Source organism: Arthrobacter cheniae (genome assembly GCF_003602275.1).
Taxonomy (GTDB): Bacteria; Actinomycetota; Actinomycetes; order Actinomycetales; family Micrococcaceae; genus Arthrobacter_D; species Arthrobacter_D cheniae.
On sequence record NZ_QZVT01000004.1, the window covers coordinates 305,135 to 328,313 of the forward strand.

At 67.7% G+C, this 23,179-nt stretch carries 22 protein-coding genes and 1 pseudogene; 13 read left to right on the forward strand and 10 right to left on the reverse strand.

All coding sequences use genetic code 11. The annotated features are described in order from the left end of the window. Positions 1 to 99 precede the first annotated feature (99 nt). The gene (locus D6T63_RS09285; RefSeq protein ID WP_120148709.1) at positions 100 to 405 is read right to left on the reverse strand and encodes a DUF4193 domain-containing protein; all 306 of its coding nucleotides are present in this window, start codon (positions 403 to 405) and stop codon (positions 100 to 102) included. Positions 406 to 658: 253 nt separating this feature from the next. Here D6T63_RS09285 and D6T63_RS09290 point away from each other — a divergent pair, with 253 nt between their 5' ends. Next, positions 659 to 1,453, forward strand: coding sequence for an SDR family NAD(P)-dependent oxidoreductase (locus D6T63_RS09290; RefSeq protein ID WP_120148946.1), 795 nt, complete (start codon positions 659 to 661; stop codon positions 1,451 to 1,453). Continuing rightward, positions 1,450 to 2,313 (forward strand): DNA-3-methyladenine glycosylase family protein, encoded by an 864-nt coding sequence (locus D6T63_RS09295; protein ID WP_235830653.1) that lies wholly within the window; start codon positions 1,450 to 1,452, stop codon positions 2,311 to 2,313. Before D6T63_RS09290 ends, D6T63_RS09295 begins: the two co-directional genes overlap by 4 nt. On the opposite strand, the gene D6T63_RS09300 is transcribed toward D6T63_RS09295, so the two are convergent. Then, complete coding sequence (locus tag D6T63_RS09300; RefSeq protein WP_235830654.1) at positions 2,310 to 3,509, reverse strand: PucR family transcriptional regulator; 1,200 nt, start codon at positions 3,507 to 3,509, stop codon at positions 2,310 to 2,312. The two genes, D6T63_RS09295 and D6T63_RS09300, sit on opposite strands and share 4 nt — an antisense overlap. Before the next feature lie 97 nt (positions 3,510 to 3,606). Between D6T63_RS09300 and D6T63_RS09305 the strand changes: the two genes are divergently transcribed. After that, positions 3,607 to 4,719, forward strand: a complete 1,113-nt coding sequence (locus D6T63_RS09305) for a ferredoxin reductase (RefSeq protein ID WP_120148710.1) — start codon at positions 3,607 to 3,609, stop codon at positions 4,717 to 4,719. 21 nt (positions 4,720 to 4,740) lie between these two features. After that, complete coding sequence (locus tag D6T63_RS09310; protein ID WP_120148711.1) at positions 4,741 to 5,886, forward strand: fatty acid desaturase family protein; 1,146 nt, start codon at positions 4,741 to 4,743, stop codon at positions 5,884 to 5,886. A gap of 60 nt (positions 5,887 to 5,946) precedes the next feature. On the opposite strand, the gene D6T63_RS09315 is transcribed toward D6T63_RS09310, so the two are convergent. Both D6T63_RS09315 and D6T63_RS09320 read right to left on the reverse strand, forming a co-directional pair. Next, the gene (locus D6T63_RS09315) at positions 5,947 to 6,444 is read right to left on the reverse strand and encodes an SRPBCC family protein (RefSeq protein WP_120148712.1); all 498 of its coding nucleotides are present in this window, start codon (positions 6,442 to 6,444) and stop codon (positions 5,947 to 5,949) included. A 12-nt stretch (positions 6,445 to 6,456) separates the two neighbouring features. Further along, entirely contained in the window at positions 6,457 to 6,804 is a 348-nt protein-coding gene (locus D6T63_RS09320) for an ArsR/SmtB family transcription factor (RefSeq protein ID WP_120148714.1), read from the reverse strand. Between the two features lie 196 nt (positions 6,805 to 7,000). Between D6T63_RS09320 and pta the strand changes: the two genes are divergently transcribed. From pta to D6T63_RS09335, 3 genes and pseudogenes are all read left to right on the forward strand, one after another. Continuing rightward, positions 7,001 to 9,082, forward strand: coding sequence for a phosphate acetyltransferase (gene pta / locus D6T63_RS09325; RefSeq protein ID WP_120148716.1), 2,082 nt, complete (start codon positions 7,001 to 7,003; stop codon positions 9,080 to 9,082). A gap of 37 nt (positions 9,083 to 9,119) precedes the next feature. Next, positions 9,120 to 10,235 carry an acetate/propionate family kinase gene (locus D6T63_RS09330; RefSeq protein ID WP_120148717.1) on the forward strand — a complete coding sequence of 372 codons (1,116 nt, stop codon included), beginning with the start codon at positions 9,120 to 9,122 and terminating at the stop codon, positions 10,233 to 10,235. Between the two features lie 36 nt (positions 10,236 to 10,271). Continuing rightward, a pseudogene (locus D6T63_RS09335) lies at positions 10,272 to 10,611 on the forward strand (YnfA family protein). Positions 10,612 to 10,633: 22 nt separating this feature from the next. On the opposite strand, the gene D6T63_RS09340 reads toward D6T63_RS09335, so the two are convergent. Then, positions 10,634 to 10,945: an AzlD domain-containing protein gene (locus tag D6T63_RS09340; RefSeq protein ID WP_120148718.1), complete on the reverse strand. Its 312-nt coding sequence runs from the start codon at positions 10,943 to 10,945 to the stop codon at positions 10,634 to 10,636. Next, positions 10,942 to 11,679, reverse strand: coding sequence for an AzlC family ABC transporter permease (locus tag D6T63_RS09345; RefSeq protein ID WP_120148720.1), 738 nt, complete (start codon positions 11,677 to 11,679; stop codon positions 10,942 to 10,944). Before D6T63_RS09345 ends, D6T63_RS09340 begins: the two co-directional genes overlap by 4 nt. Positions 11,680 to 11,781: 102 nt before the next feature. On the opposite strand from D6T63_RS09345, the gene D6T63_RS09350 reads away from it, so the two are divergent. Then, positions 11,782 to 12,972, forward strand: a complete 1,191-nt coding sequence (locus D6T63_RS09350) for a zinc-dependent alcohol dehydrogenase (protein ID WP_120148722.1) — start codon at positions 11,782 to 11,784, stop codon at positions 12,970 to 12,972. A 149-nt stretch (positions 12,973 to 13,121) separates the two neighbouring features. Here D6T63_RS09350 and D6T63_RS09355 read toward each other — a convergent pair whose 3' ends face one another. Together D6T63_RS09355 and D6T63_RS09360 are read right to left on the reverse strand one after the other, a co-directional pair. Beyond that, positions 13,122 to 14,936 carry a glycoside hydrolase family 15 protein gene (locus D6T63_RS09355; protein ID WP_120148723.1) on the reverse strand — a complete coding sequence of 605 codons (1,815 nt, stop codon included), beginning with the start codon at positions 14,934 to 14,936 and terminating at the stop codon, positions 13,122 to 13,124. 38 nt (positions 14,937 to 14,974) lie between these two features. Then, positions 14,975 to 15,841 carry a glycerophosphodiester phosphodiesterase gene (locus D6T63_RS09360; RefSeq protein WP_120148725.1) on the reverse strand — a complete coding sequence of 289 codons (867 nt, stop codon included), beginning with the start codon at positions 15,839 to 15,841 and terminating at the stop codon, positions 14,975 to 14,977. A 131-nt stretch (positions 15,842 to 15,972) separates the two neighbouring features. Here D6T63_RS09360 and D6T63_RS09365 point away from each other — a divergent pair, with 131 nt between their 5' ends. Next, positions 15,973 to 17,220, forward strand: a complete 1,248-nt coding sequence (locus D6T63_RS09365; protein ID WP_120148726.1) for a DUF445 domain-containing protein — start codon at positions 15,973 to 15,975, stop codon at positions 17,218 to 17,220. Here the strand turns inward: D6T63_RS09365 and D6T63_RS09370 are convergent. Next, complete coding sequence (locus D6T63_RS09370; protein WP_235830655.1) at positions 17,217 to 17,972, reverse strand: hypothetical protein; 756 nt, start codon at positions 17,970 to 17,972, stop codon at positions 17,217 to 17,219. The genes D6T63_RS09365 and D6T63_RS09370 overlap by 4 nt on opposite strands. 216 nt (positions 17,973 to 18,188) lie before the next feature. Continuing rightward, a complete protein-coding gene (locus D6T63_RS09375; RefSeq protein WP_120148729.1) occupies positions 18,189 to 18,458 on the reverse strand; it encodes a GlsB/YeaQ/YmgE family stress response membrane protein in 270 nt (89 codons plus the stop codon). Between the two features lie 347 nt (positions 18,459 to 18,805). Here D6T63_RS09375 and D6T63_RS09380 point away from each other — a divergent pair, with 347 nt between their 5' ends. From D6T63_RS09380 to D6T63_RS09395, 4 genes are all read left to right on the forward strand, one after another. Then, the gene (locus tag D6T63_RS09380) at positions 18,806 to 19,060 is read left to right on the forward strand and encodes a DUF6458 family protein (RefSeq protein WP_120148731.1); all 255 of its coding nucleotides are present in this window, start codon (positions 18,806 to 18,808) and stop codon (positions 19,058 to 19,060) included. A gap of 176 nt (positions 19,061 to 19,236) precedes the next feature. Further along, positions 19,237 to 20,004, forward strand: a complete 768-nt coding sequence (locus tag D6T63_RS09385; protein ID WP_120148733.1) for a DeoR/GlpR family DNA-binding transcription regulator — start codon at positions 19,237 to 19,239, stop codon at positions 20,002 to 20,004. Further along, positions 20,001 to 21,023 (forward strand): 1-phosphofructokinase family hexose kinase, encoded by a 1,023-nt coding sequence (locus D6T63_RS09390; RefSeq protein ID WP_120148735.1) that lies wholly within the window; start codon positions 20,001 to 20,003, stop codon positions 21,021 to 21,023. The genes D6T63_RS09385 and D6T63_RS09390 overlap by 4 nt, the downstream gene beginning before the upstream one ends. After that, positions 21,023 to 23,149: a PTS fructose transporter subunit IIABC gene (locus D6T63_RS09395; RefSeq protein ID WP_120148736.1), complete on the forward strand. Its 2,127-nt coding sequence runs from the start codon at positions 21,023 to 21,025 to the stop codon at positions 23,147 to 23,149. Before D6T63_RS09390 ends, D6T63_RS09395 begins: the two co-directional genes overlap by 1 nt. Positions 23,150 to 23,179: the final 30 nt, after the last annotated feature.

Genomic DNA, 23,179 nt, shown 5'->3' on the forward strand with positions numbered 1-23,179 from the left:
GAATGTCGGTGGGACCCTCTTCACCCATCGATCGGTGCCCCTCACGATGAAAGCCCCTGGCCGGTGGGGCCAGGGGCTTTCATGCACTGCGGGAAGCTGTCAGCCCTCGCACTCCATGCAGAACTTGTCACCGTTCTTCTCGCGCGCAAGCTGGCTGCGGTGGTGCACCAGGAAACAGGACATGCAGGTGAATTCGTCCTCCTGCTGGGGGATGACCTGGATGAGGAGTTCCTCGTGCGAGAGATCGGCCCCGGGGAGGTCGATCCCTTCAGCGGTTTCGCCGTCCTCGACATCGATCAACGCAGTCTGCGTGGTCGCGCTGCGCTGTGCCTGGATTGCCTCGAGGGACTCGTTGGCCGGCTGGTCTTCCGGGCGAACGCGTGGCTCGTCGTAGTCGGTTGCCATGGGGGTAGATCTCCTTCTATGGGGCGGGAATGTCGCCCAGATGCCACTCTCAACCTCGGAAGAGGCGGAAGTATTCCATATACCGGGAGCAATATACCCGCTACGGCTGGACTTTTTCTCCAACAGGTCTGCTCACGTCAATCCGTACCGCAATGTGACGGAACAGCCCCGGCATGGTAGGCGGGGCGAATGCCCGCACGCGCCGTCGTAGGGTTGAAGCCAATCCCCATCATCCCAGGAGCTCCTCATGGCATTGGCACTCGACCTCGGCGGCAAGACGGCCCTCGTGACAGGATCCACACAGGGCATCGGACTGGCCATCGCCGCCACGCTCGCCTCCGCGGGCGCCCGCGTGGGAGTGAACGGCCGCAGCAACCGTAGCGTCTCCCGCGCCATGGAGGTCATCCGCAAGGACGTGCCCGACGCCGATCTTGTAGCTGTGGCGGCGGACGTCACCACGGACGAAGGACTCGCGGGAGCTCTGGCCGTCCTGCCCGCCGTCGACATCCTCATCAACAACCTCGGCATCTTCGGTGCGCGGCCGGCCCTGGAAATCGATGACGCCGAGTGGCGCCGCTACTTCGAGGTCAACGTGCTCACCGCCATCCGGCTCACGCGCGCGTACCTGCCCGGAATGATGACGGCCGGCTGGGGCCGCGTCCAGTACATCGCCAGCGACTCCGCCGTCGTCATCCCCGCAGAGATGATCCACTACGGCGTCTCGAAGACGGCGCTGCTCGGCGTCTCGCGCGGCTTCGCGAAGGAGGCCAGGGGCACGGGCGTCACCGTGAACTCGATCATCGCCGGCCCCACCCACACCGGCGGGGTGGAGGACTTCGTGTACCAGTTGGTGGACAAGGACCTCGACTGGGAGGACGCGCAGCGGCAGTTCATGAAGGACCACCGGCCCCAGTCACTGCTGGAGCGCCTGATCGAGCCTCAGGAGATCGCCAACATGGTCACCTACCTGGCGTCCCCGCTCGCGTCGGCGACCACGGGCGCAGCGGTGCGCGTGGACGGCGGATACGTGGACGCCATCCTCCCGTGAGCCGGAGCGCTGTCCTCATCCCGAACGGCGTACTCGAACCCGGGCCCATGGCAGCGATCCTCGCAAACCACGCCATCCCCGGCTGTGAGGTTGCGGACCGCGCGGACCGCACGCACACACGCATGCTCGGGACGCCGGCCGGCCCGCGCCGCGTCACCGTCACCATCCGGCCGGACGACGTCGGGCTGACAGCGGACACGGACGACGACGGCGAGTTCGAGCACCTCATCGACAGCACCCGGGCATGGCTGGACCTCGACACGGACACCGGCGCCATCGCCCGTGCTTTCGATGGCGACCCGCTCCTCGGCCCGCTGGTACGCGACCGGCCCGGACTGAGGGCGGTCGGCTATCCCGACGCGTTCGAGGCCGCCATCATGACGGTCCTCGGGCAGCAGGTGTCCGTGGCGGCCGGTGGCACGTTCGGCGGTCGGCTCGCCGCCGCCTACGGGTCGGCGTCGCCGTCGGGCCTCACACTGTTCCCCACTCCGCAGGTCATCGCCGACGCACCGCCCGAGGAGCTGCGTGCAGCCGTCGGCGTGACCCGCACGCGGGCGACGACGGTGCAGAACGTGGCACGCGCCGTCGTCGACGGGTTGTTCCTCGATGCCTCGGCCGACCAGGCACAGCTGCGGCGGGAGCTTCTCGCGATCCCCGGCATCGGTCCGTGGTCGGCGGACTACCTCGCCGTGCGCGTGCTCCGCGACCCGGACGCTTTCACGCCGGGCGACCTCGTGGCCCGGCGCGCCATGGGTAACCCGAGCATCAGGGACGCCGAACGCCTGTCCGAGGAATGGCGCCCCTACCGCGCCTACGCCCTGTTCCACCTCTGGACGCTCGCGACCTACAGCGGGGACTAGGCCGGGACCTTCCGTCCGCTGCGCAGCGCCAGTTCCAGCTCGAAGCGGACCTTCGGGTCCTTGAGGTCGTCGCCGAAGAGCTCCCGCAGCTGCAGGACGCGGTAGCCGACGGTCTGCGCGTGGATCCCGAGCTCGTCGGCGATGGGCGTCCGCTGACCCCAGTGCCGCAGCCATGCCAGCAGGGTTTCCTCGAGCTTCTGCCGCTGGTTCCGAGGCAGACCGGCCAGCGGTGCGAGCCGACGCCGGGCGAGCTCCCCGATGGCCGAGGGCTCCGCCGCCAGCACCACCTCGATGAGGTGCTCGTCCGCCCACACGGGCGGCTCGTCATCGCCCTCGCGTGGCGGCAGCATGGACGCGGCGAGGACCGCCAGCCGCAGCGACTCGGCCACCTGTTCCAGCTCGCCCGCGGGCCCGATGGCCGCGCTCCTCCCCGTGAGGGTCCGGTGGAGGTCGGCGCGCCACGCTGGTCCGCGTTCGGGCACCAGGGCGACCGCGTCGGTCTCCCGCTCGATCACGATGGCGCCCGGCGTCAACCTCTGGCGGAGCCCCTGGGCGCGCTCGAGCGGAAGGGTCACGACGGCGAGTTGCGCGGGCACGGCCCAGTCGGCGAGCGAGGCGGCCTGGCGCAGTACCGTCTCGTCGGACTCCCCGAGGAGGAGCAGTTCCAGCAACTCGGCACGACGGCGGTCCACGGCGCCGGCGCGCTCGGACTGCGCGAACGCGTAAGCCTCGGCGCTCACCGCGGAGAGCTCATCGATGTACGCCATGATCGACTCCCCGAGATCCACCACCACGGCCGAGCCGAGCCCGGCCTCCATGGAGCGGCGCGACATCTCCCTGAAAGTCACGCGGGCCCCCATCCGGTAGGCGCCGAGCAACGAATCCATACTGCGCCCCTGACGGAATTCGCCGCGGCCGAGGCCCGCCACCAGTTGGCGGCTCTGGTCGGAGAGGGCGGGCAGGCTCGTGCCCGGCAATTCGAGAAACCGCTCCAGGGCGGCCGCGACACCCATGCGGAGGCCCCTGCCGAAATCGCCCTCGATGGGCCGGGCGTAGGCCGGGACCAGCTGGGGAACAGCCTGAATGATGGCGTCGACGAGGTCCGGGGTGAGCGGCCTCAATCGCTCGCTCACGTCCGCGGGAAGAGCCAGCCATGGCGGCTCGGGTGGGGCCACACCTACCTCGTCAGGACCCACGCCAGCTACCTCATCTAATTCGTCAAGACAATTCTTCTCCGTCAACTGTATGTCATGAGTGAAGAGTTTTAGCGGGAGAGGCTATATCGTTAACCGAATGATCCGGCTCAAAAAGCTGGCGCGTGCAGCTTCCGCGCTTACGACACCGCTCACACCGGAAGACTTCCTGGCCCTGTTCAACCCGGTGTATTCCTCACGCCAGCTCCGCGGGGTCGTTTCCCGCGTGGTGCATGAGACCGAGGACTCCGCCACCATCTACTTCCACCCCGGCCACGGCTGGCATGCCCACAAGGCCGGGCAGTGGGCGCGGATCGGCGTGGAGCTGGACGGTGTCCGCCACTGGCGTTCCTACTCCCTGAGCACCGCCGCCGGGCACGACCCGGCGATCACCGTCAAAGATGCCGGGGCCGTCTCCCACGTCCTCGTCCGCGACACGAAGCCGGGCGACATCCTGTTCCTCGCACCGCCCCAGGGTGATTTCGTGCTTCCCGAGCACCCGCGCTCCCTGCTCATGCTCACGGCAGGCAGCGGCATCACGCCCGTCATGTCGATGATCCGCACGCTGATCCCCCGTCGCCCCGACGCGAACGTGGTACTCATCAACTCCAACAGCACGCCGGAAAAAAGCCTTTTCCGCGAGGAGCTGGACGAGCTTGCAGACCAGTTCTCCAACCTCACGGTGCGCCACTGGTTCACCAGCGCCCGCGGACGGCTCGAGTTCACGGCGAAGACCATCGCGGACCTGTGCCCGGACTGGCGCTCACGCGCCGCCTACGCCTGCGGCCCCGAAGGCTTCCTGAACAACGCCGAGGAACTGTGGCAGCGTGAGGCCGCCCTCGAGACCGCGAGCACCATGCCCGGCCTCTCGTCCGGCGCCGGAACGCAGGCGGCCACCACGGGCACACTGACCATCGAGCGGTTCAGCACGGACCTGCTGACGGGCGCCGGGCACGACGGCGGCCTCGTCACCTTCGAGCAGTCCGACCGTGAGGTGCAGGCCGACGGCGACACCCCCCTTCTGGACATCGGCGAGGACGCGGGCGTCCTCATGCCCAGCGGTTGCCGCATGGGCATCTGCCACAGCTGCCTCATCCCGCTGCGCGCCGGACAGGTGCGGGACCTCCGCACCGGCGAACTGCACAACAATCCCGGACAGCTCATCCAGACCTGCGTCTCGGCTGCCGCCGGACCCGTGAACCTCGATCTTTAATCCCCCACCAGAGGAGTCCCCATGACCACCACGCTGACCCGCCCGGGCGCCCTTGCGGCGTCGGGCCACCCCCTGGTCCGCCCCGATGCCGCCAAGCACCTGACCGACGAGCAGGTCGAGGAGCTCGGCCGTGAACTCGACGCCGTACGCGACGAAATCCTCGCCAAGCGGGGGGCCACCGACGCCGCCTACATCCGCCGCGTCATCAAGGTGCAGCGCAGCCTCGAGTTCGCGGGCCGTGGCACCCTCCTGTTCAGCAAGTACAAGCCCGCCTGGTTCGCCGGGACGGCCATGCTGAGCGTCGCCAAGATCCTCGAGAACATGGAGATCGGGCACAACGTCCTGCACGGCCAGTGGGACTGGATGCGCGATCCTGACATCCACTCCACCACGTGGGAATGGGACTTCGTCACGCCTGCGCGCTCCTGGCAGCACACACACAACGACCTGCACCACCGCTGGACGAACGTCATCGGCAAGGACAGGGACGTCGGATACAACCTGCTCCGCATGGACCCCGACCAGCCGTGGCGCCCGTTCAACCTGGGCAACCCCCTGTACAACGCCATCCTGGCGCCGGTCTTCGAATGGGGTATCGCGCTGTACGACCTCGAGATCCCCGAGTACAAGGAGGGCCTCAAGACGAAGGAGGCCATGAACCGCGATCTCAAGGCGGTGGGCGTCAAGGTCGTCAAGCAGTTCAGCAAGGACTACGCCGCTACCCCCGCGGTCGCGATGCTCACCGGGTCCGGCAAGCAGGCCCTGTACGGCACCCTCGCCGCGAACGCCATCCGTAACTTCTGGGCGCACGCCGTCATCTTCTGCGGCCACTTCCCAGAGGGCACGGACACGTTCACCGAGGAGGAGGTCGAGGGCGAGACCCGCGGAGACTGGTACGTCCGCCAGATGATCGGCTCAGCGAACATCTCCGGCTCCAAGTTCATGCATCTCATGACCGGCAACCTGTCCCATCAGATCGAGCACCACTGCTTCCCCGACCTGCCGTCCAACCGGTATGCCGAGGTCGCCGTCAAGGTCCGCGAGATTTGCACGCGCTACAAGCTGCCGTACACCACGGGCCCCCTGCCCAAGCAGGTCGGGTCCACCTGGGCGAAGATCTTCAAGCTCGCCCTGCCCAACCGCACGCCGAAGGCTGCTACGGCGTAAGCACGGCCGGCGCCGTCGTCCCGGGTGCATCCGGGGCGGCGGCGCCTTCACGTGCCCGCCTCAGACCGAGGCGTCCTCCGCGAGGAGTGCGTCCACCTGCCCCAGGGCGAGCTTCAGCCCCTCCTCCATGCCCATCTCGACCATCTGGTTGAGCTGCTCGAGGGACTCGAACGCCGTCACCATGATCATGCGGGTCCGGCCGCCCATGTCTTCCAGGGTCACCGTCGCGTGCGTCTCGCCGAGGTCGGCCACGGGGTCACCGTTCTCGTCCGCGAAACCGTCGTCGAACGCCAGGCGGTATGGCGGCTCCACTGCGGTGATGCGCCACCAGCCCCGTGCCTTCTCGCCGTCGGGGCCCGTCATGTAGTAGGCCGCGCGCCCTCCCTGCTCGAACTCGTAGGCGTCGAAGGTCGCGGGCCATGTCGGTGGGCCCCACCACCGCTCGAGCTGCTTCGGATCCGCCCAGATCCGCCAGACGCGCTCGACGCCGGCGTCGAATTCCGCGACAAGCCTGAAGCTCAGTGCTTCGATGTCCTTCTCCGTACTGATGACCGCCATGATGCTGCCTTCCTAGTCCTCATCCTGCGCATCGGCTGCAAGGATGTCCGTGATCCTGTCGACTCGCTGCCGCCAGATTTCCTCGTACTCGTCGAGCAGGCGGCGGGCCTTCTGCACGCCGTCGACCTGTCCCCGCACGATCTGCTCCCGTCCGCGTCTCTCCTTGGTGACGAGTGAGGCCCGCTCGAGGACGGCCACGTGTTTCTGTACAGCGGCGAAACTCATGTCGTACTGCTCGGCCAGGCCGGATACCGAATATTCGGCGATGAGGACGCGCGCCACGATGTCCCTCCGTGTCGCATCGGCAAGGGCCTGGAACAGGCGGTCCACCTCGTCCTCGCTCAACATATCTACAACCATATGGTTGTACGTTACTCCCGGGTGGTGCCGCCGTCAACGGTCAGGTGTTGCCTGCATGGCAGGATGAAAGCGGCGGGCGCGCACCTGTCCGAACGATTCCCCGGGGTGTTCTACGCACCTGGCCCTGCGCTGAGGGATGTGCGGGGACGTGACACCGGTTATGGCGAGGGTCCGGGGACCCTGCGAGACTGGCCCCATGACCCGCGGAATCTATGTGAGCGCCATGACCAACGGCTCCGGCAAATCCCTGATCTCCCTGGGGCTGGCCGACATGCTGCACCGGCACGCCGACCGCGTGGGATTCTTCCGGCCCATCGTCGAGGGCGACGACCCCGCCGCTGATCCGATGGTGGGCCTCATGCAGCGTGCCTTCAAGCTCCCGGACAGCCGGGCCCGCGGCGGACTCACCCGCGCCGAGGCCCGCGCCCTGCTCGTCACGGGCGACCGGGCCGAGATCGACGCGCGCTGCGTCGCCATCTACAGCGGGATCGCCGCGGAGTGCGACGTCGTCATCGTCGAGGGAACGGACCTCTCCGGCAATGATGCCGCCGTCGAGTTCGACCTCAACGCCCGCCTCGCCAACAACCTCGGCGCCATGGTCCTCGCCGTCGTGAGCGCCAAGGACATGTCCGTCGACGAAGCAGCGGACGCCGTCGACGTCGCCCGCCGGGAGCTCGACGCAGCGAAGGTCTCGCTGCTCGCCATGATGGTGAACCGGGCGGCGGACGACGCCGTCACCGCCATCAGCGAGCACGTGCGCCCCGGACGCTCCGGGCGCCCCGTCTACGTGATCCCCGAGCTGACCGAGATCTCCCAGCCCACCGTCTCCGAGGTGTCCGCGGCACTCGGTGCCCGGCAGATCGCCGGCAACTCCAACCTCGAGCGCGACGTCGTCAGCGTCCGTGTCGCAGCGATGAACGTCGGGAACTTCCTGCACCTGCTGACGGACGGAGCCCTCGTGATCGTCCCCGGCGACCGCGCGGACGTCCTCGTGGCGACCCTCGCGTCGTCGTTCTCCCCCGAGTTCCCCGTGCCCTCGGGCATGATCCTGACCGGTGGGCTCGCGCCGGATCCCAATATCCTCGCCCTGCTCGCGCAGGCTCCGTTCCCCGTCTTCGCGCTCGACGACGACACCTATACGGCAGCCCGCCGCGTCAGCGAGGTTCGCGGGGAGATCGCAAGCGGACTGCGCCGGAAGGCAGCGGCAGCCCTCGGCGCCTGGTCGCGCCGGGTGGATGAGAAGGAACTGCTCGAACGCCTCGAGCTCCCCCGACCGGTCAACATGACGCCGCTGCGCTTCCTCCACGAGCTGATCCAGCGGGCCCGGTCCGAGCGTCGGCACATCGTGCTCCCCGAGGGCGAGGACCTCCGCGTCCTGAAGGCCGCAGAGATCCTGCACCGGCGGGACGTCTGCGACCTGACCATCCTCGGGCCCGAGGCGAAGGTGCGCGAGCTCGCCACGGGGCAGGGCATAGACCTCACCGGGCTCACCCTGGTGGATCCCTCGACGTCGGAGCTGCGTGAGGAGTTCGCCGTCGAGTACGCCCGGCTCCGCGCGCACAAGAACGTCTCGCTGGAGCAGGCGCGGGAACGTATGCTCGAAGGCGCATACTTCGGGACGATGATGGTCCAGCTCGGGAAGGTGGACGGCATGGTGTCCGGCGCCGCCCACACCACCGCGAACACCATCAGGCCCGCCCTCGAATTCGTGAAGACGAAGGACGGCGTGAAGATCGTCTCCTCGGTGTTCCTCATGCTCCTGCAGGACCGTGTGCTCGTCTACGGCGACTGCGCCGTGAACCCGGATCCCAACGATGAGCAGCTCGCGGACATCGCGATCGCCTCGGCCGAGACCGCGGCCCAGTTCGGCGTCGAGCCCCGCGTAGCGATGCTCTCCTACTCCACCGGCGAGTCCGGCAGCGGCGGCGCGGTGGACGAGGTGCGGCGTGCCACGGAACTCGTGCGGCAACAGCGGCCCGACCTCGCGGTGGAGGGGCCCATCCAGTACGACGCCGCCGTGGATGCCTCCGTCGCAGCGTCCAAGCTTCCCGGATCCTCGGTGGCCGGGCAGGCGACGGTGTTCATCTTCCCGGACCTCAACACCGGCAACAACACGTACAAGGCCGTGCAGCAATCGGCCGGCGCCGTCGCCGTCGGACCCATCCTCCAGGGCCTCCGCAAGCCGGTCAACGACCTCTCGCGGGGCTGCACCGTCGAGGACATCGTCAACACGGTCGCCATCACCGCGGTGCAGGCCCAGCAGCCCGCCGCTTCCTAACCCCCAGCCCTCCGCCCGCTCGCCAGGACAGGACCCCATGATCATCCTCGTCATCAATTCAGGCTCGTCCTCGCTCAAGTACCAGGTCCGCGAGGGCGACGACGTCCTCGCGGAAGGCCTGGTGGAACGCATCGGCGAAGCCGAGGTGCCGGACCACGCTGCGGCGCTCGACCGCGTGGACGGCGAAGTGGCCGCCGCACTGGACGGACGCGGGATCGACGCCGTCGGGCACCGCGTGGTGCACGGCGGTGAGCGCTTCAGCGAACCGGTGCTGATCGACAACGAGATCACCCGGGCCATCGAACGGCTCAATCCACTGGCGCCCCTGCACAATCCCGCAGCCGTCACCGGTATCCGGGCCATCACCGAGAAGTGGCCGAACATGCCTCAGGTGGCCGTCTTCGACACCGCCTTCCACCGCACCCTGCCCGAGCACGCCTGGCGCTACGCCGTGCCGGACGAGCTGTACCGGAAGTTCGGCATCCGCCGCTACGGCTTCCATGGCACCTCGCACGCCTACGTAGCGCGCGGGGCCGCGGAGCTGCTCGGCGCGGACTCCTTCACCGGCGTCATCGCGCACCTCGGCAACGGCGCGTCCATCACGGCCGTGCGCGACGGCGAGAGCATCGACACGTCCATGGGCTTCACTCCGCTGGAGGGCCTCGTGATGGGTACGCGGTCCGGGGACATCGACCCGTCCATCCTGCTCTTCCTCCTGCGTGAGGGATACAGCGAGAAGGACCTCGATACCCTCCTCAATCGGAACAGCGGACTCAAGGGTCTGGCGGGCACGAATGACATGCGTTCGGTGGCCGAAGCCGCCGATGCCGGTGAACATCGGGCGAAGCTGGCAATCGAGGTGGCGTCCTACCGGCTGGCGAAGTATGTCGGCGGCTACCACGTCGCGGTCGGCGGAGCCCAGGCCCTCGTCTTCACCGCCGGTATCGGCGAGAACGCGCCCAACTTCCGCACCGCGGTGGTCTCCAAGCTCGGCGCCCTCGGTCTCGAGCTCGACGAGGAGAAGAACGGCGAGCGCAGCAAGCAGGCGCGCGTGATCAGCACACCGGCCTCGGCCTTCCCCGTCCTCGTCGTGCCGACGAATGAGGAGGCGGCCATCGCGGAGGCGACGGCCGCCGTGGTCAGCGGCTCGTAGGGCGTTCGGGAGTGAGGACTCGGGCACACTAAGTCCATGACGATCCTGCGCATGGCCCTGCTGTTCGTCCTGGCCGCGGGGGGCGGAGATCGGCGGCGCCTGGCTCATTTGGCAAGCCGTCCGTGAGGGTAGGCCCTGGTGGTGGGCCGGTCTCGGCATCATGGCCCTGGGAGCCTACGGCTTCGTGGCGACCCTGCAGCCCGATCCGAATTTCGGGCGCATACTCGCGGCGTACGGTGGCGTCTTCGTGGCCGGCTCGCTGGCGTGGGGTGTACTCGTCGACGGTTTCCGCCCCGATCGCTGGGACGTGATCGGTTCGGCGGTCTGCCTGGTCGGCGTCGCGCTGATCATGGCCATGCCACGTTCGACGGCGTGACCCTCCGGCCCTTGTCCTCGCCCTACACCGCCCCGAGCAGCCGTGCCAGCCCGGCGGCGAGCGCACCGACGGCCACCACCACCAGGAACGGCGCCCGCAGCCAGAGCGCGACGGCGGCAGCAACCAGCGCCGCGACCCGCGCGTCGAGCACGAGCGTCTGACCCGAGGCGAACGTGTTGACGGCGGTCAGCGCGGCCAGCAGTCCGATGGTCAGCGACCCGGCGACACGAAGCATCCGCGGGTTGTCGAGCAGTTTTGCGGGCACCAGGAAGCCCAGATATTTCGTGGCGATCGAGATCACGCACGCCAGCAGGATCCAGCCCCAAAGGCTCATGCGTCCCCCTCGGCCCCACGAGCGGCGGAGCCCGGGGGGTACGGCTCGACGTCGGGCTCCAGGCCCTCCGTCGCCGGCCCGAGGCCGGAAAGCCCGAGGACCGCGGCCACGACGGCCGCGATCAGGATGGGCACGCCGGGTGGCACGAGCGGCACGGCGATCAGCGTGACCACTGCGCAGACGACGGCGATGGCAGCGGGTTCCTTCGCCCTGATCCGCGGCCAGAGCAGCCCGAGGAATGCCGCGACCGCTGCGCCGTCGAGTCCCCACCGCGCCGGGTCGCCCATGGCGTTGCCTGCGAGCGCGCCCACCAGCGTGAAGAGGTTCCAGAGGACGAAGACGCCGGCTCCGGCCGCCCAGAATCCCCGCCGCTGCTCGTCCGGATCGCTCTGCCCCGTCGCCGTCGCCACCGATTCGTCGATGGTCAGGTGCGCCATCGCGAGTTTCCGCCAGCGTGCGGGACGCAGCAGGACGTTGATCTGCATCCCGTAGACGCCGTTGCGGATACCGAGCAGGGTCGCGGCCGACAGTGCGGAGATGCCGGACCCACCACCGGCGATGACACCGATGAATGCGAATTGCGAGCCGCCGCTGAACAGCAGCAGGCTCAGCGCCATCGTCTGCAGGAGATCGAGGCCCGCGGCGACGGACAGCGCGCCGAAGGACAGTCCGTACAACCCTGTGGCGATGGCCACCGAAAGGGCGACACGGACTGCCGGGGATTGTAGGAGCATCACCCGACAAGGCTAGGGGATGAGGGGCTTCGGCTTCCCATCCGTGTCGAAGAGGTAGATAGTGGAAATGGAAAGCCTACTTACTAACCGGAGGAGCGCCACATGAAGGCAGTGACATGGCAGGGCAAGCGCAACGTCAGCGTCGAGAACGTCCCTGATCCCACCATCCAGGAGCCGACCGACGCCATCATCCGCGTCACGTCGACGGCGATCTGCGGCTCGGACCTGCACCTCTACGAGGTGCTCGGCCCCTACATGCACAAGGGTGACATCCTCGGGCACGAGCCGATGGGCGTCGTCGAGGAAGTGGGCGCGGGGGTCACCAACCTGAAGGTGGGCGACCGCGTGGTCATCCCGTTCAACATCTCCTGCGGGTACTGCTTCATGTGCAAGCGGGGACTGCAGTCGCAGTGCGAGACCACACAGGTCCATGCGGCAGGGTCGGGTGCTGCGCTCTTCGGCTTCTCGGAGCTGTACGGCTCCGTTCCCGGCGGGCAGGCCGAATACCTGCGTGTCCCCTTTGCCGACTACGGACCCGTGAAGGTCGGGCACGATCTACCCGACGAGCGCTACCTGTACCTCTCCGACATCCTCCCCACCGCCTGGCAGGGCGTGCAGTACGCGGACGTCCCGAAGGACGGCGTGCTCGCTGTCTACGGCCTCGGACCCGTCGGCCAGTTCGCCGCACGCATCGGCAAGTACCTCGGCCACCGGGTGATCGGGGTCGAGCCCGTCGCGGAACGCCGGGAAATGGCGAAGCGGCACGGCATCGAGACCATCGACTTCACGAAGAACACCGCCGAGGAACTGCGCAGCATGACCAACGGCCGCGGACCGGACGCCATCGTCGACGCCGTCGGGATGGAAGCACACGGCTCCCCCATCGGCGCCTTCGCCCAGAACGCCGTCGGCATCCTCCCGGACAAGCTCGCGCAGAAGGTGATGGAAACCGGCGGCAGTGATCGCGTGACCGTCCTCCACTCCGCGATCGACGCCGTCCGCCGCGGCGGCACCCTGTCCCTCAGCGGCGTCTACGGTGGCGCAGCGACCCCCATGCCGATGCTCAATATGTTCGACAAGCAGCTTCAATTCCGCATGGGCCAGTGCAACGTGCGCCGCTGGACGGACGAGCTCCTGCCGATCGTGGAGGAGCCCTCGGACCCCCTGGGCGTCACGGACCTCATGACCCACGAGGTCTCGATCGACGAGGCCCCGGCCGCATACAAGAACTTCCAGAAGAAGACGGACGGCACGATCAAGGTGGTCCTCAAGCCGCAGGGCATCACGGTCTAGAGCGCCCCCCCAGGGCACCACCCGGGCGTAACCCCTAGCGCGCCACCCCGGGCGTAACCCCTAGCGCGCCACCCCGGGCGCGACGAGGACAGACGTGACGGCGGGAGCCCGGCCCTCGGGTCGGGCTCCCGCCGTCGCATCCCTCGGCACTACTCACGGGCCATCGCGTCGTGGGAACCGGCCTCGCCGCGGGCCACGTGCAGCGCATCAGCCGCCCGCACGAGCCCGAGGTGCGAGAAGGCCTGCGGGAAGTTGCCCGCCATGCGCCCGTTCTCGGCGTCGTACTCCTCCGACAGCAGGCCGAGCTCGTTGCAGTAGCCCACAAGCTGGTCCATGAGCCGCTTGGCATCGTCGAGCCGACCACTGTGGGCATATTGCTCCACCAACCAGAAGGAGCAGGCGAGGAAGGGGTGCTCGCCCGGCTCGAGGCCGTCGTCGGACTCGCCGGTGCGATACCTCAGAAGCAGCCCCTCGGGATCCAGCAGGTGCTGCTCGATCCGCTCGACCGTGCCCAGGATCATCGGATCGTCATAGTCGAGGAAGCCCACCTGCGGAAGCTGCAGCAGGGATGCATCCACCTCCGTGCCGTCGTAGACCTGGGTGAATGTGTTGAGCTCGCGGTTGAAACCGCGCTCCAGTATCTCGGCGCGCAGACCGTCCCTCAGTTCCGTCCAGTGTTCCTCGGGCCCTGTCAGGCCGTGGTCCCGCACGGCGCGGACGGCGCAGTCGAAGGCCGCCCACATCATCACGCGGGAGTGGGTGAAGTACTGCAGCTCGCCGCGCATCTCCCAGATGCCGTGGTCACGGTCGTCGAGGTGGTTCTCCGCGAAGCCCAGCAGTGCGCGCTGCAGGGGCCACGAGAAATTGTCCTCCGTGACTCCGTGGCCGCGCAGTTTCTCGAGTGCCACCATGACTTCCCCGACGACGTCGGCCTGGTACTGATCCACGGCACCGTTGCCGACACGCACGGGGGTGGAACCCGCGTACCCCGGCAGGTTGTCCAGTTCGCGTTCCGGCAGCTGGCGCTCCCCCGCCAGCCCATACATGATCTGCAGGTCCTCGGGATCCCCGGCGACGGCCCTCAGGAGCCAGTTGCGCCACTCGAGTGCTTCCTCGGCGAATCCGTGCGTCATCATGGCTTCGAGTGTCAGGGCGGCGTCCCGGAGCCAACAGAAGCGGTAGTCCCAGTTGCGTGCGCCACCGAACTGCTCCGGCAGGGAGGTCGTGGGAGCTGCGACGATGCCGCCGGTGTCCTCGTGCGTCAACGCCCGCAGCACGAGGAGCGAGCGCCGCACCGCCTCCGAGTACTCGCCGTCGTCCACGCAACTGGCGCCCCAGGCCTTCCAGTAGCTGATGGCGGAGTCGAGCTGCTCGTCGACGTCGAGCGGAGGCGGGGTCTCCCGGTGCGAGGGGTACCAGACGAGTTCGAGGTCGACGACGTCGCCCGAAGTCACCTCGAAAATACCCTCGTGACGGTGACCTTTTGCTCTCAGCCGGGGCCCGCGGAGCAACAGCGCATCCGGTCCGGCGATCGCCAGCAGCACGGGGACGCCGTCGTCCGTGCCCTGGCTGACCCATGGGAGGATGTCGCCGTAGCCGAAGCGGATCTCCAGTTCCTGCCGTACGCTGACCGTGCCCGCCAGTCCCTGGATGCGCCGTACCACGTTCGCCCTGCGGTCGGTCACCGGCATGAAATCGGTGACCAGCACTTCACCCTCGGTGGTCCTCCAGTGCGTCTGGAGGACGAAGGTGGAATGGATGTAGCTCCGGCTCACCACCTCGGCCGTAGCCGAGTCCGGTGCGACCAGCCAGCGGCCGTGCTCCGGCGTGCCCAGCAGGGCGGCGAAGACCGAATCGGAGTCGAATCGCGGAAAGCACAACCAGTCCACGCTGCCGTTCCGGGAGATGAGCGCACCGGTGTGGAGGTCGGAAACGAGTGCGTATTCCTCGATCGGTGATTGCATTTTCCAACTCAACCACAACGGAACCGGCTGCTGGACGGCTACTTCAGGTTGCCCTCGAAGGCCAGCCGGATCCGGGCCGGGTAATCCGTGGTGAACTCCTGGACACCGAGTCCGGCGAGGAACCGGGCGTCCTCCTCGGTATTGACCGTCCAGGCCCGCACGCGCACGCCGTCGTGGATCCACCGCTGGATTCTTTCCGGGTGGTCCCGCACATATTGCAGGCTGGGCCCCGCGATACCGATCTCCTGCCGGTCGATCAGTTCCTCTCCCTCCTTCAAGGCCCTCTGCATGATGGCGATGAGGGCACCCTCGGCGATGGACCCGAAGCTGAGGGCGTCGCGCACCTCCTGCGGGCTGACATCCGCTACGAGTTGGCACAGCACATGGTGCGGGACCGACTCGGCGAGCTGCAGCATGGAGTCGGGGTTGAAGCTCATGAAGCTCACCTCGACCAGGCCCAGCATCGATGACTCCGGGTCCCACCCCTCGTCCATCAGGAACGCGATCAGCGCCTCCTCCAACCTCAGTCCGAAGGGGCTCGGATGCTTCAGTTCGATCGCCAGCTTGATGGGCCGACCGGACTCGCGAAGCAGGACCAGCAGGTCGGACAGGGCGAGGAGCTGGTGTGCAGCATCGCCATACCCCGCAGGAATGCCGACGCCCTTCCACGAGCACACGTCGAGCATCCGCAGTTCGGCCAGTGTGCGGTCCGCCACGTCACCGGACCCGTCGGTGGTCCGTTCCAGCGTGGTGTCATGGATGCACACGAGCTGACCGTCGCGGGTCAGGTGCACGTCGCACTCCACGCCTTCGGCGCCGTCCGCGAGCGCCTGCAGGTATGCAGCACGGGTGTGCTCGGCATAGGTTCCGCTGCTGCCGCGGTGGGCGAAGATCACGGGGGGCACGGGGCATCCCTTCAGTCGCGTCGGTGATATCCCTCATACGGTACGTGACCCCGCAATCGGGACACCATCGGCCCCCAACCGCAACCGGACCAGCGTGCTCCCTCGATAGACTCGGGAGGGTGAATGATCTGATGACCGCCACCGACACGGAGCGGGCGGCCGCCCTGCGCCGCATGAAGATGCTGGCTACGGGACTACTGGTGGTCATGGCGGCCATCTTCGTGGTGGCTTTCGCCCTGCAGGATACCTATCCGTGGCTCGAGTACGTCCGCGCCGCAGCGGAGGGTGGCATGGTCGGGGCCCTCGCGGACTGGTTCGCCGTGACGGCCCTCTTCAAGCACCCGATGGGACTGAAGATCCCGCACACCGCGATCATCCCCCGCAAGAAGGACCAGATCGGCGAATCGCTCGGCCAGTTCGTCGAGGAGAACTTCCTCTCGGAGGACGTGGTCCGCGCCAAGCTCGATTCCGCGCGGATCGCGCAGAAGGCCGGTGCGTGGCTGGAGAAGCCGGACAGCGCCGACCGGGTCGCCGTTGAGGGTGCGGCCCTGATTCGCGGGATGTTCACGGTCCTGAACGACGACGCCGTGCAGGGCGTCATCGAGTCCATGGTCAGGAAGCACCTGCTCGACCCGCCCTGGGGGCCGCCGGTCGGCAGCATTGCCGAGCGCATCTTCGCCGAGGGGCACCATCATCGGCTGGTGGACCTGCTGGTGGATCGTGCAGGCGACTGGGTGGACGCGAACTACGCCGTTGTCACGAGGGTCGTCGCGCAGCGCTCCCCCACCTGGGTACCGCGACTCGTCGACGGCGTCGTCGGCGATCGCGTGCACGCCGAACTCTCGAAGTTCATCCGCGCGGTGCAGGACGATCCACAGCACGACGTCCGCATCTCCATCGACAAGTACCTCCGCGAGCTCGCGCAGGACCTGCAGCACAAGCCCGAGACGATCGCCAAGGCCGAGGAGATCAAGGGACAACTCCTCGACGACCCGCGCGTCAGGGACCTGACCGCGCGCACGTGGTCGACGATCAAGAACGCCCTCCTCGAAGCGGTCAACGACCCCGGGAGCGAACTGACGACCAAGTTCAAGGCGGCGGTGCGGGACTTCGGTTCCCGCCTGACCACGGATGCGGAACTGGCCGGGAAGGTGAACCGCTGGATCGCCGATGGCGCCTCCTACGCGGTGCGGACCTATCGAAGCGAGATAGCCGGAGTCATCTCGGAGACAGTGGGTCGGTGGGACGCAGAGGAGACATCCCGGAAGATCGAACTGCAGGTCGGCAAGGACCTGCAGTTCATCCGCATCAACGGCACGGTGGTCGGTTCGCTGGCAGGGCTGGCGATCTTCGCCATCGCTGACGCGATCTTCGGCTAGGTCCGCTTCTGCTCGGAACCTGATCCGGGCAGCTGCAGGACCTCGGCCAGTTCGCCGGGAATGGTCTGCGGCAGGGGCCCGAACGCCTCGCGCGTGGTCTTGATGACTGCCTTGCCCATCAGGTGGTTGCCGGTCCCGCCGATCACTGCACCGGCGCCGAAGGGCAACGCCCGGCCGAGCATGAAGCCACCCTGCTTTGCGAGGAACTTCTTGAGGAAGCGGCGCTGGATGGAGCCGGTGATGGTCTTGACCATCGAAGTCGGCGCTGATTTGTTCACGAGTTGGCCCCAGTACTGGGGAGCACCCTGGCCGGCCGAGGCACCAAGGATGGAGCGGACAAGCGCCATGCCCTCCTCGCCCATGAGGATGGCCATCACCATGACCCGCGACCGCTCGGGGTCCACCGTCTTGACTCCGTGCAACTCGGCGATCGATTCCGCATAGAGGGCGGTGGCTTCGAGGAATCCGACGGTCGCGGCGGCCGAGAGACCGAGGGACGCAATGGTTCCCACGGCCGGTACCGCAGCGGTGGCACCGACCGCTGCGCCTGCCGCCGTCGTCGCACGAAGGTAGTCGCGCTCGAGGAAACGTGCCAGTTCCGCGGGTGATGCATCCGGGTGGCGACGGCGGAGCCGGTTCAGATTGGAGAGGATCAGGGGGCGCTGGACATCCAGCGCCCGCTCGATCCCGCGGAGGATCGCGGGCTTCGGGTTTCCGTCCTTGTCGAACAGCGTCCCGCTGGCAGCCTTCATGGCTGGGTTCTCCTTGTTACGGCCAAACATGATGGTCCTTCCGGTGCTGTGACGTGCCCTGGATCGAGTGTAGGTGCGCATGCACTCGGCCGGCCCTGGGTTCTGTTGCCGACGCCGGCTCTGGTGATGCGTCCCCTGAACAAGGGAAGGGCGCCACCGACGATCCGGTGACGCCCTTCGGCAGCTGTTCCCCCAGGGTTCAGCCGGAACTCCTGACTAGACGCGTGAGCGCTTGCGGCCCGTGATGGCACCGTAGATGGCGAGCACGATCAGGGCGCCGATGACTGCGAAGAGGATCGACATCAGCGAGAAGGTGCTACCGAGGTTGACGCCGAGGATGCTGCCACCGATGAAGCCACCGAGGAACGCGCCGATGACGCCGAGAAGCATCGTGATGAAGATTCCGCCACCCTGCTTGCCGGGGAGGATCAGCTTGGCGAGAGCGCCGGCGAGGAGGCCGAGGATAAGAAAACCGATGAAACTCATGAGGTGCTCCTTGAGTGATTTTGGGCAACCCGTCCGCTGGACGGGCTACTGGCCAATAGCGTGATGCACCGCAGTGCAACTTGTTCCAACTGTACTTCATCAGCATGCTTAGGGTGCAATCCTAGCATCATGCTAATCCTGCTTATCAAGACCTGGACGGAGAACTTTGCCGAACCGTTGCGGGGTCTTCGAATCGCCACCACGCCACGTGAGCACCCGGATTCCAGCGAATCTGCCCGTATGCTGGCACCAGGCGGGCCGCGCTGGGAGAGAGCGGCAGAGTCAGTGAAACGGCTGGGGAATTCTCTCGAAACTGCCAATGAAGTCAATCCGAAGGAGTAATACTCATGCGAATCGGTTCCTCTATTTTCCTTATTGCACTCGGTGCAATCCTTGCCTTCGCTGTCCAGGCTCAGGTGAGCTTCGTCGACATCACTCTCGTCGGCTACATCCTGATGGTGGTCGGCGTGATCGGCCTCATCGCATCCCTGATCCTGGCCGCTCCTCGTCGCCAGGCCCGTGTGTCAGAGTCGCGGTCCGTCGTCGACCCGAATACGGGCGAGACGATCACCAGGCGGGAGTCCCGCGACACGGGACTGTAGCCAACGAGTCAAGAGCAGGGCTGGAGCATTGCTCCAGCCCTGCTTTTGTGTGTTCGGGCTTGGTAATCGCCGAAAAGTGCTTGACGTATCGCAAAAAGCGGAACTAAAGTCTCTCAAACGAAGATAAAGCCACATGTTGCCGAGTAGCCCCGGTAGTAGGAGACAACGGAGTCCTCATGTTCGCGGAAGAGCGCTATCGCCAGATCAGCACGCTGGTCTCTGCCGACGGTCGCGTCACTGTAGCGGGTCTCTCATCCCGTTTCGGCATCACCAAGGAGACGGTCCGCAGGGATCTCGCACTCCTCGAGACGGACGGCGTCCTGCGTCGAGTCCACGGTGGAGCGATCGCGGGTACCGGGGCTACGACGAACGAACCGAGCCTCACCAGCCGGTCCTCCCAGCGCTCACCGGAGAAGAAGCGCATCGCCCAGGCCGCCCTCTCGCTCGCTCCCCTGGCCGGCGCTGTCATCGTCGATGCAGGCAGCACTACCGGCGCCCTCGCGGACCTCCTCGTCAGCGAGGCCCGCCCTGCACTTGCCGTCGTCACCCATTCAGTCCCTGTCGCGGCGCTCATCTCCGGGGCCGGCTTGAGCGTGGAACTGGTGGGAGGCCGCGTCCGCGCCCTCACCAGCGCGGCAGTCGGCAGCAGCGCGGTGGCCCACTTCTCCCGCCTGCGGGCCGACGTCGCGTTCATCGGCACCAACGGCATCGCTGCCGGCTTCGGCCTCAGCACTCCCGACATCGACGAGGCCGCCGTGAAAACCGCGATCGTCCACTCCGCCCGGCGCGTGGTGCTCCTGGCGGACTCATCGAAGTTCGACGAAGAGACCCTCATCAGCTTCGCCAACCTGGAGGATATCGATGTACTCATCACCGATCGTGCACCGCGGGGCCCCCTTGCCGAAGCACTCGCCGACGCCGATGTGGAGGTGACCGTCGCGTGATCCTCACTCTTACGGCGAACCCCAGCATCGACCGCACCGTCGAGCTCACCGGTCCCCTCACCCGCGGTGCCGTGCAGCGCGCCACGCATGTCGTCCAGGAGGCCGGCGGTAAGGGCGTCAACGTCAGCCGTGCTCTCGTGATGTCCGGAACGCCCACGCTCGCGGTCCTCCCGGGGGACGACGACGACCCCGTCCTCGCCGGGCTGCGGAGCATCGCCGTCCCCTTCCGCAACCTGCCCATCGGTGCAGGACTTCGCACCAACACGGCGATCACCGAACCGGACGGTACGACGACGAAGATCAACGAGCCGGGCCCCGAACTCTCGGGCGCGCTCCTCGACGAACTCCTCGCCGTCGTCGTCGCCGAGAGCAACGGCGCGGACTGGTTGGTCCTGGCCGGATCACTCCCCCCGGGCGTCCCGCCGACCTTCTACACGAAGGTCACGGCCGCAGTGCGCGAAGCGTACGGGTTATCAGCGCCCCTCGTGGCAATCGATTCCTCCGGGATGCCCCTCATGGAGGCCGCCGCAGGTGTCCCTGCCCCCGACCTGCTCAAGCCCAACGCCGAGGAACTCAGTGAGCTGACGGGTATCGGTACCGGCGACGAGCTGGAGCAGGATCATGAATTGGCCGCGAAGGCCTGCGCGGTGCTCGTCGCCGCGGGGGTAGGTGCGGTGCTGGCGACCCTTGGCTCCAAGGGCGCCCTGCTCGTGACGGACACGGGAGCATGGCACGCCGTGCATCCCCCCGTCACGGCGCGTTCCACGGTCGGCGCGGGAGACTCCGCGCTGGCCGGCTACCTGCTGGCGCACAGCGCAGGCGAACTCCCGGAGAACTGCCTGCGCCAGGCCGTTGCCCACGGGTCGGCAGCTGCCGCCCTTCCCGGTTCCACCGTTCCATCGCTCCACCAGACAACGCCGGCCGCCGTCGCGGTCACCCCCCTCATGGTCACGCTGCCCGTGATCGAACCAAGCACCCCCGGGTCCATAGCCGGACCGGAAGCACAGGAGGATTTCTGATGTCGAATCTCATCACTCCGGAGCTCGTCACTCTGGACAAGGACCTGGGGACCGAGCGAGCCTCGGTGATCCGCTTCCTCGCGGAACAGGTCGCCGCGCAGGGCCGCTCCACCGAAGTCGATGGCCTGTACGCCGATGCCCTGGCTCGGGAGGAAAAGACTTCAACCGGCGTACCGGGCGGCATCGCCATCCCGCACTGCCGGTCGAAGGCTGTCACGGAGGCCACGCTCGCCATGGCGCGCCTGTCTCCGCCCGTCGACTTCGGGGCAAAGGACGGCCCCGCCGACCTCGTGTTCTTCATCGCTGCACCCGACGGGGCTGACCAGGAGCACCTGAAACTCCTGTCCAAGCTCGCGCGGTCATTGATCAAGAAGGACTTCAACGCGTCACTGCGCGCCGCCAGGACACCAGCCGACGTCGTCGTGCTCGTGAACGGCGCCCTGGGGATCGGTGACGCCGGCGCCGCAGCGACGGCGGGGGCCGGCGCACACGCTGCCGGATCCGCAGGGCCTGCAGGATCAGCGGGATCCGCCTCGGAAGCCCGGTCGCGTGAAGCGGCCGAAACGCTGGGAACATCACCGGCCGGCACCGACACCACGGGGCCCGCCGTCGATCCCGAGCGGTCCACCACGACGAAAGCGCGTCGCCTCGTCGCGGTCACCGCCTGCCCCACCGGCATCGCGCACACCTACATGGCCGCTGATTCACTGGTCGCCGCCGCCCAGGAGAGGGGCATCGACCTGCAGGTCGAGACGCAGGGTTCCTCCGGCGCCACTCCCCTGGATCCCGCAGTCATCGCAGCTGCCGACGCCGTGATCTTCGCCGTCGACGTCGACGTCCGCGACAAGCACCGCTTCGCCGGGCTGCCGGTCATCAGCGCTCCGGTGAAGCGCGGCATCGACGAGCCCGGGGAAATGGTCGACGAAGCCGTCGCAGCCGCCGGCAATCCGAATGCGCGCCGGGTCGCCGGCACCGCGGGCGGTGATGAGCAGGCCGACGACGACGGCGGTCGGGACAGCATCGGCAGTACGCTGAAGCGCGCGCTGCTCACGGGCGTCAGCTACATGATCCCCTTCGTCGCAGGGGGCGGACTCCTGATCGCCCTGGGCTTCCTGCTCGGCGGGTACCTGATCACGGAGACCGCCGACGTGGTCGTCCTGGAGAACAGCCTCGCGAACCTGCCCGAAGGCGGGTTGGGTACCTACCTCGGCGCCGTGGCCTACAAGATCGGCCAGCTGTCCCTTGGCTTCCTGGTCCCGGCGCTCGCCGGCTACATCGCCTACGCCCTGGCGGACCGGCCCGGCATCGCGCCCGGTTTCGTCGCGGGCGCCGTCGCGGGCTTCATGGATGCAGGATTCCTCGGCGGTATCGTCGGCGGCCTGCTCGCCGGGTACATCGCCCTGATGATCGGCCGGCTGTCCGTGCCGCGCTGGCTGCGCAGCCTCATGCCCGTGGTGATCATCCCGCTCGTCGCGTCGATCGTCGCCTCCGGGCTGATGTTCCTCGTGCTCGGCGGACCGATTGCAGCGCTGACCGCCGGCCTCAACGGCTGGTTGTCCGGGCTCACCGGTACCGCCGCCGTCGGCCTCGGCCTCATCCTCGGGCTCATGATGGCCGTCGACCTGGGTGGACCGGTCAACAAGGTGGCCTACTCCTTCGCCGTCGCGGGACTGAGCGCCGGTTCGCTGGACAATCCCGCACCGCTGCAGATCATGGCCGCCGTGATGGCTGCCGGCATGGTCCCTCCCCTGGCGATGGCCCTCGCGACGCTCCTGGACCGCCGCCGCTTCACCGTCGCCGAGCGTGAGAACGGCAAGGCGGCGTGGCTGCTCGGAGCAGCCTTCATCTCCGAGGGCGCCATCCCGTTCGCCGCTGCCGATCCGCTGCGCGTGATCCCCGCATCGCTCCTCGGTTCCGCTGTGACCGGAGCAATCGTCATGGGTACAGGCGTCACCTCGCAGGCACCCCACGGAGGCATTTTCGTCTTCTTCGCCATCGGGAACGTCGCGATGTTCATCATCGCCATCCTCGTCGGTACGGTCATCTCGGCGCTGGCCGTGATCGCCCTGAAGCGCTATGCCACCAGCAAGAAGGACGCCCCGGTCGCCGAGCCGGTTGCAGCCTGACCCGCAGTCCGGTTGGCTGTACTGGGAACC

Coding starts and splice junctions, on each gene's coding strand:
- D6T63_RS09285 (WP_120148709.1), bottom strand. CDS start 405: ATGGCAACCGACTACGACGAGCCACGCGTTCGCCCGGAAGACCAGCCG.
- D6T63_RS09305 (WP_120148710.1), top strand. CDS start 3,607: ATGATCCGGCTCAAAAAGCTGGCGCGTGCAGCTTCCGCGCTTACGACA.
- D6T63_RS09310 (WP_120148711.1), top strand. CDS start 4,741: ATGACCACCACGCTGACCCGCCCGGGCGCCCTTGCGGCGTCGGGCCAC.
- D6T63_RS09315 (WP_120148712.1), bottom strand. CDS start 6,444: ATGGCGGTCATCAGTACGGAGAAGGACATCGAAGCACTGAGCTTCAGG.
- D6T63_RS09320 (WP_120148714.1), bottom strand. CDS start 6,804: ATGGTTGTAGATATGTTGAGCGAGGACGAGGTGGACCGCCTGTTCCAG.
- pta (WP_120148716.1), top strand. CDS start 7,001: ATGACCCGCGGAATCTATGTGAGCGCCATGACCAACGGCTCCGGCAAA.
- D6T63_RS09330 (WP_120148717.1), top strand. CDS start 9,120: ATGATCATCCTCGTCATCAATTCAGGCTCGTCCTCGCTCAAGTACCAG.
- D6T63_RS09340 (WP_120148718.1), bottom strand. CDS start 10,945: ATGAGCCTTTGGGGCTGGATCCTGCTGGCGTGCGTGATCTCGATCGCC.
- D6T63_RS09345 (WP_120148720.1), bottom strand. CDS start 11,679: ATGCTCCTACAATCCCCGGCAGTCCGTGTCGCCCTTTCGGTGGCCATC.
- D6T63_RS09350 (WP_120148722.1), top strand. CDS start 11,782: ATGAAGGCAGTGACATGGCAGGGCAAGCGCAACGTCAGCGTCGAGAAC.
- D6T63_RS09355 (WP_120148723.1), bottom strand. CDS start 14,936: ATGCAATCACCGATCGAGGAATACGCACTCGTTTCCGACCTCCACACC.
- D6T63_RS09365 (WP_120148726.1), top strand. CDS start 15,973: ATGACCGCCACCGACACGGAGCGGGCGGCCGCCCTGCGCCGCATGAAG.
- D6T63_RS09370 (WP_235830655.1), bottom strand. CDS start 17,972: ATGAAGGCTGCCAGCGGGACGCTGTTCGACAAGGACGGAAACCCGAAG.
- D6T63_RS09375 (WP_120148729.1), bottom strand. CDS start 18,458: ATGAGTTTCATCGGTTTTCTTATCCTCGGCCTCCTCGCCGGCGCTCTC.
- D6T63_RS09380 (WP_120148731.1), top strand. CDS start 18,806: ATGCGAATCGGTTCCTCTATTTTCCTTATTGCACTCGGTGCAATCCTT.
- D6T63_RS09385 (WP_120148733.1), top strand. CDS start 19,237: ATGTTCGCGGAAGAGCGCTATCGCCAGATCAGCACGCTGGTCTCTGCC.
- D6T63_RS09395 (WP_120148736.1), top strand. CDS start 21,023: ATGTCGAATCTCATCACTCCGGAGCTCGTCACTCTGGACAAGGACCTG.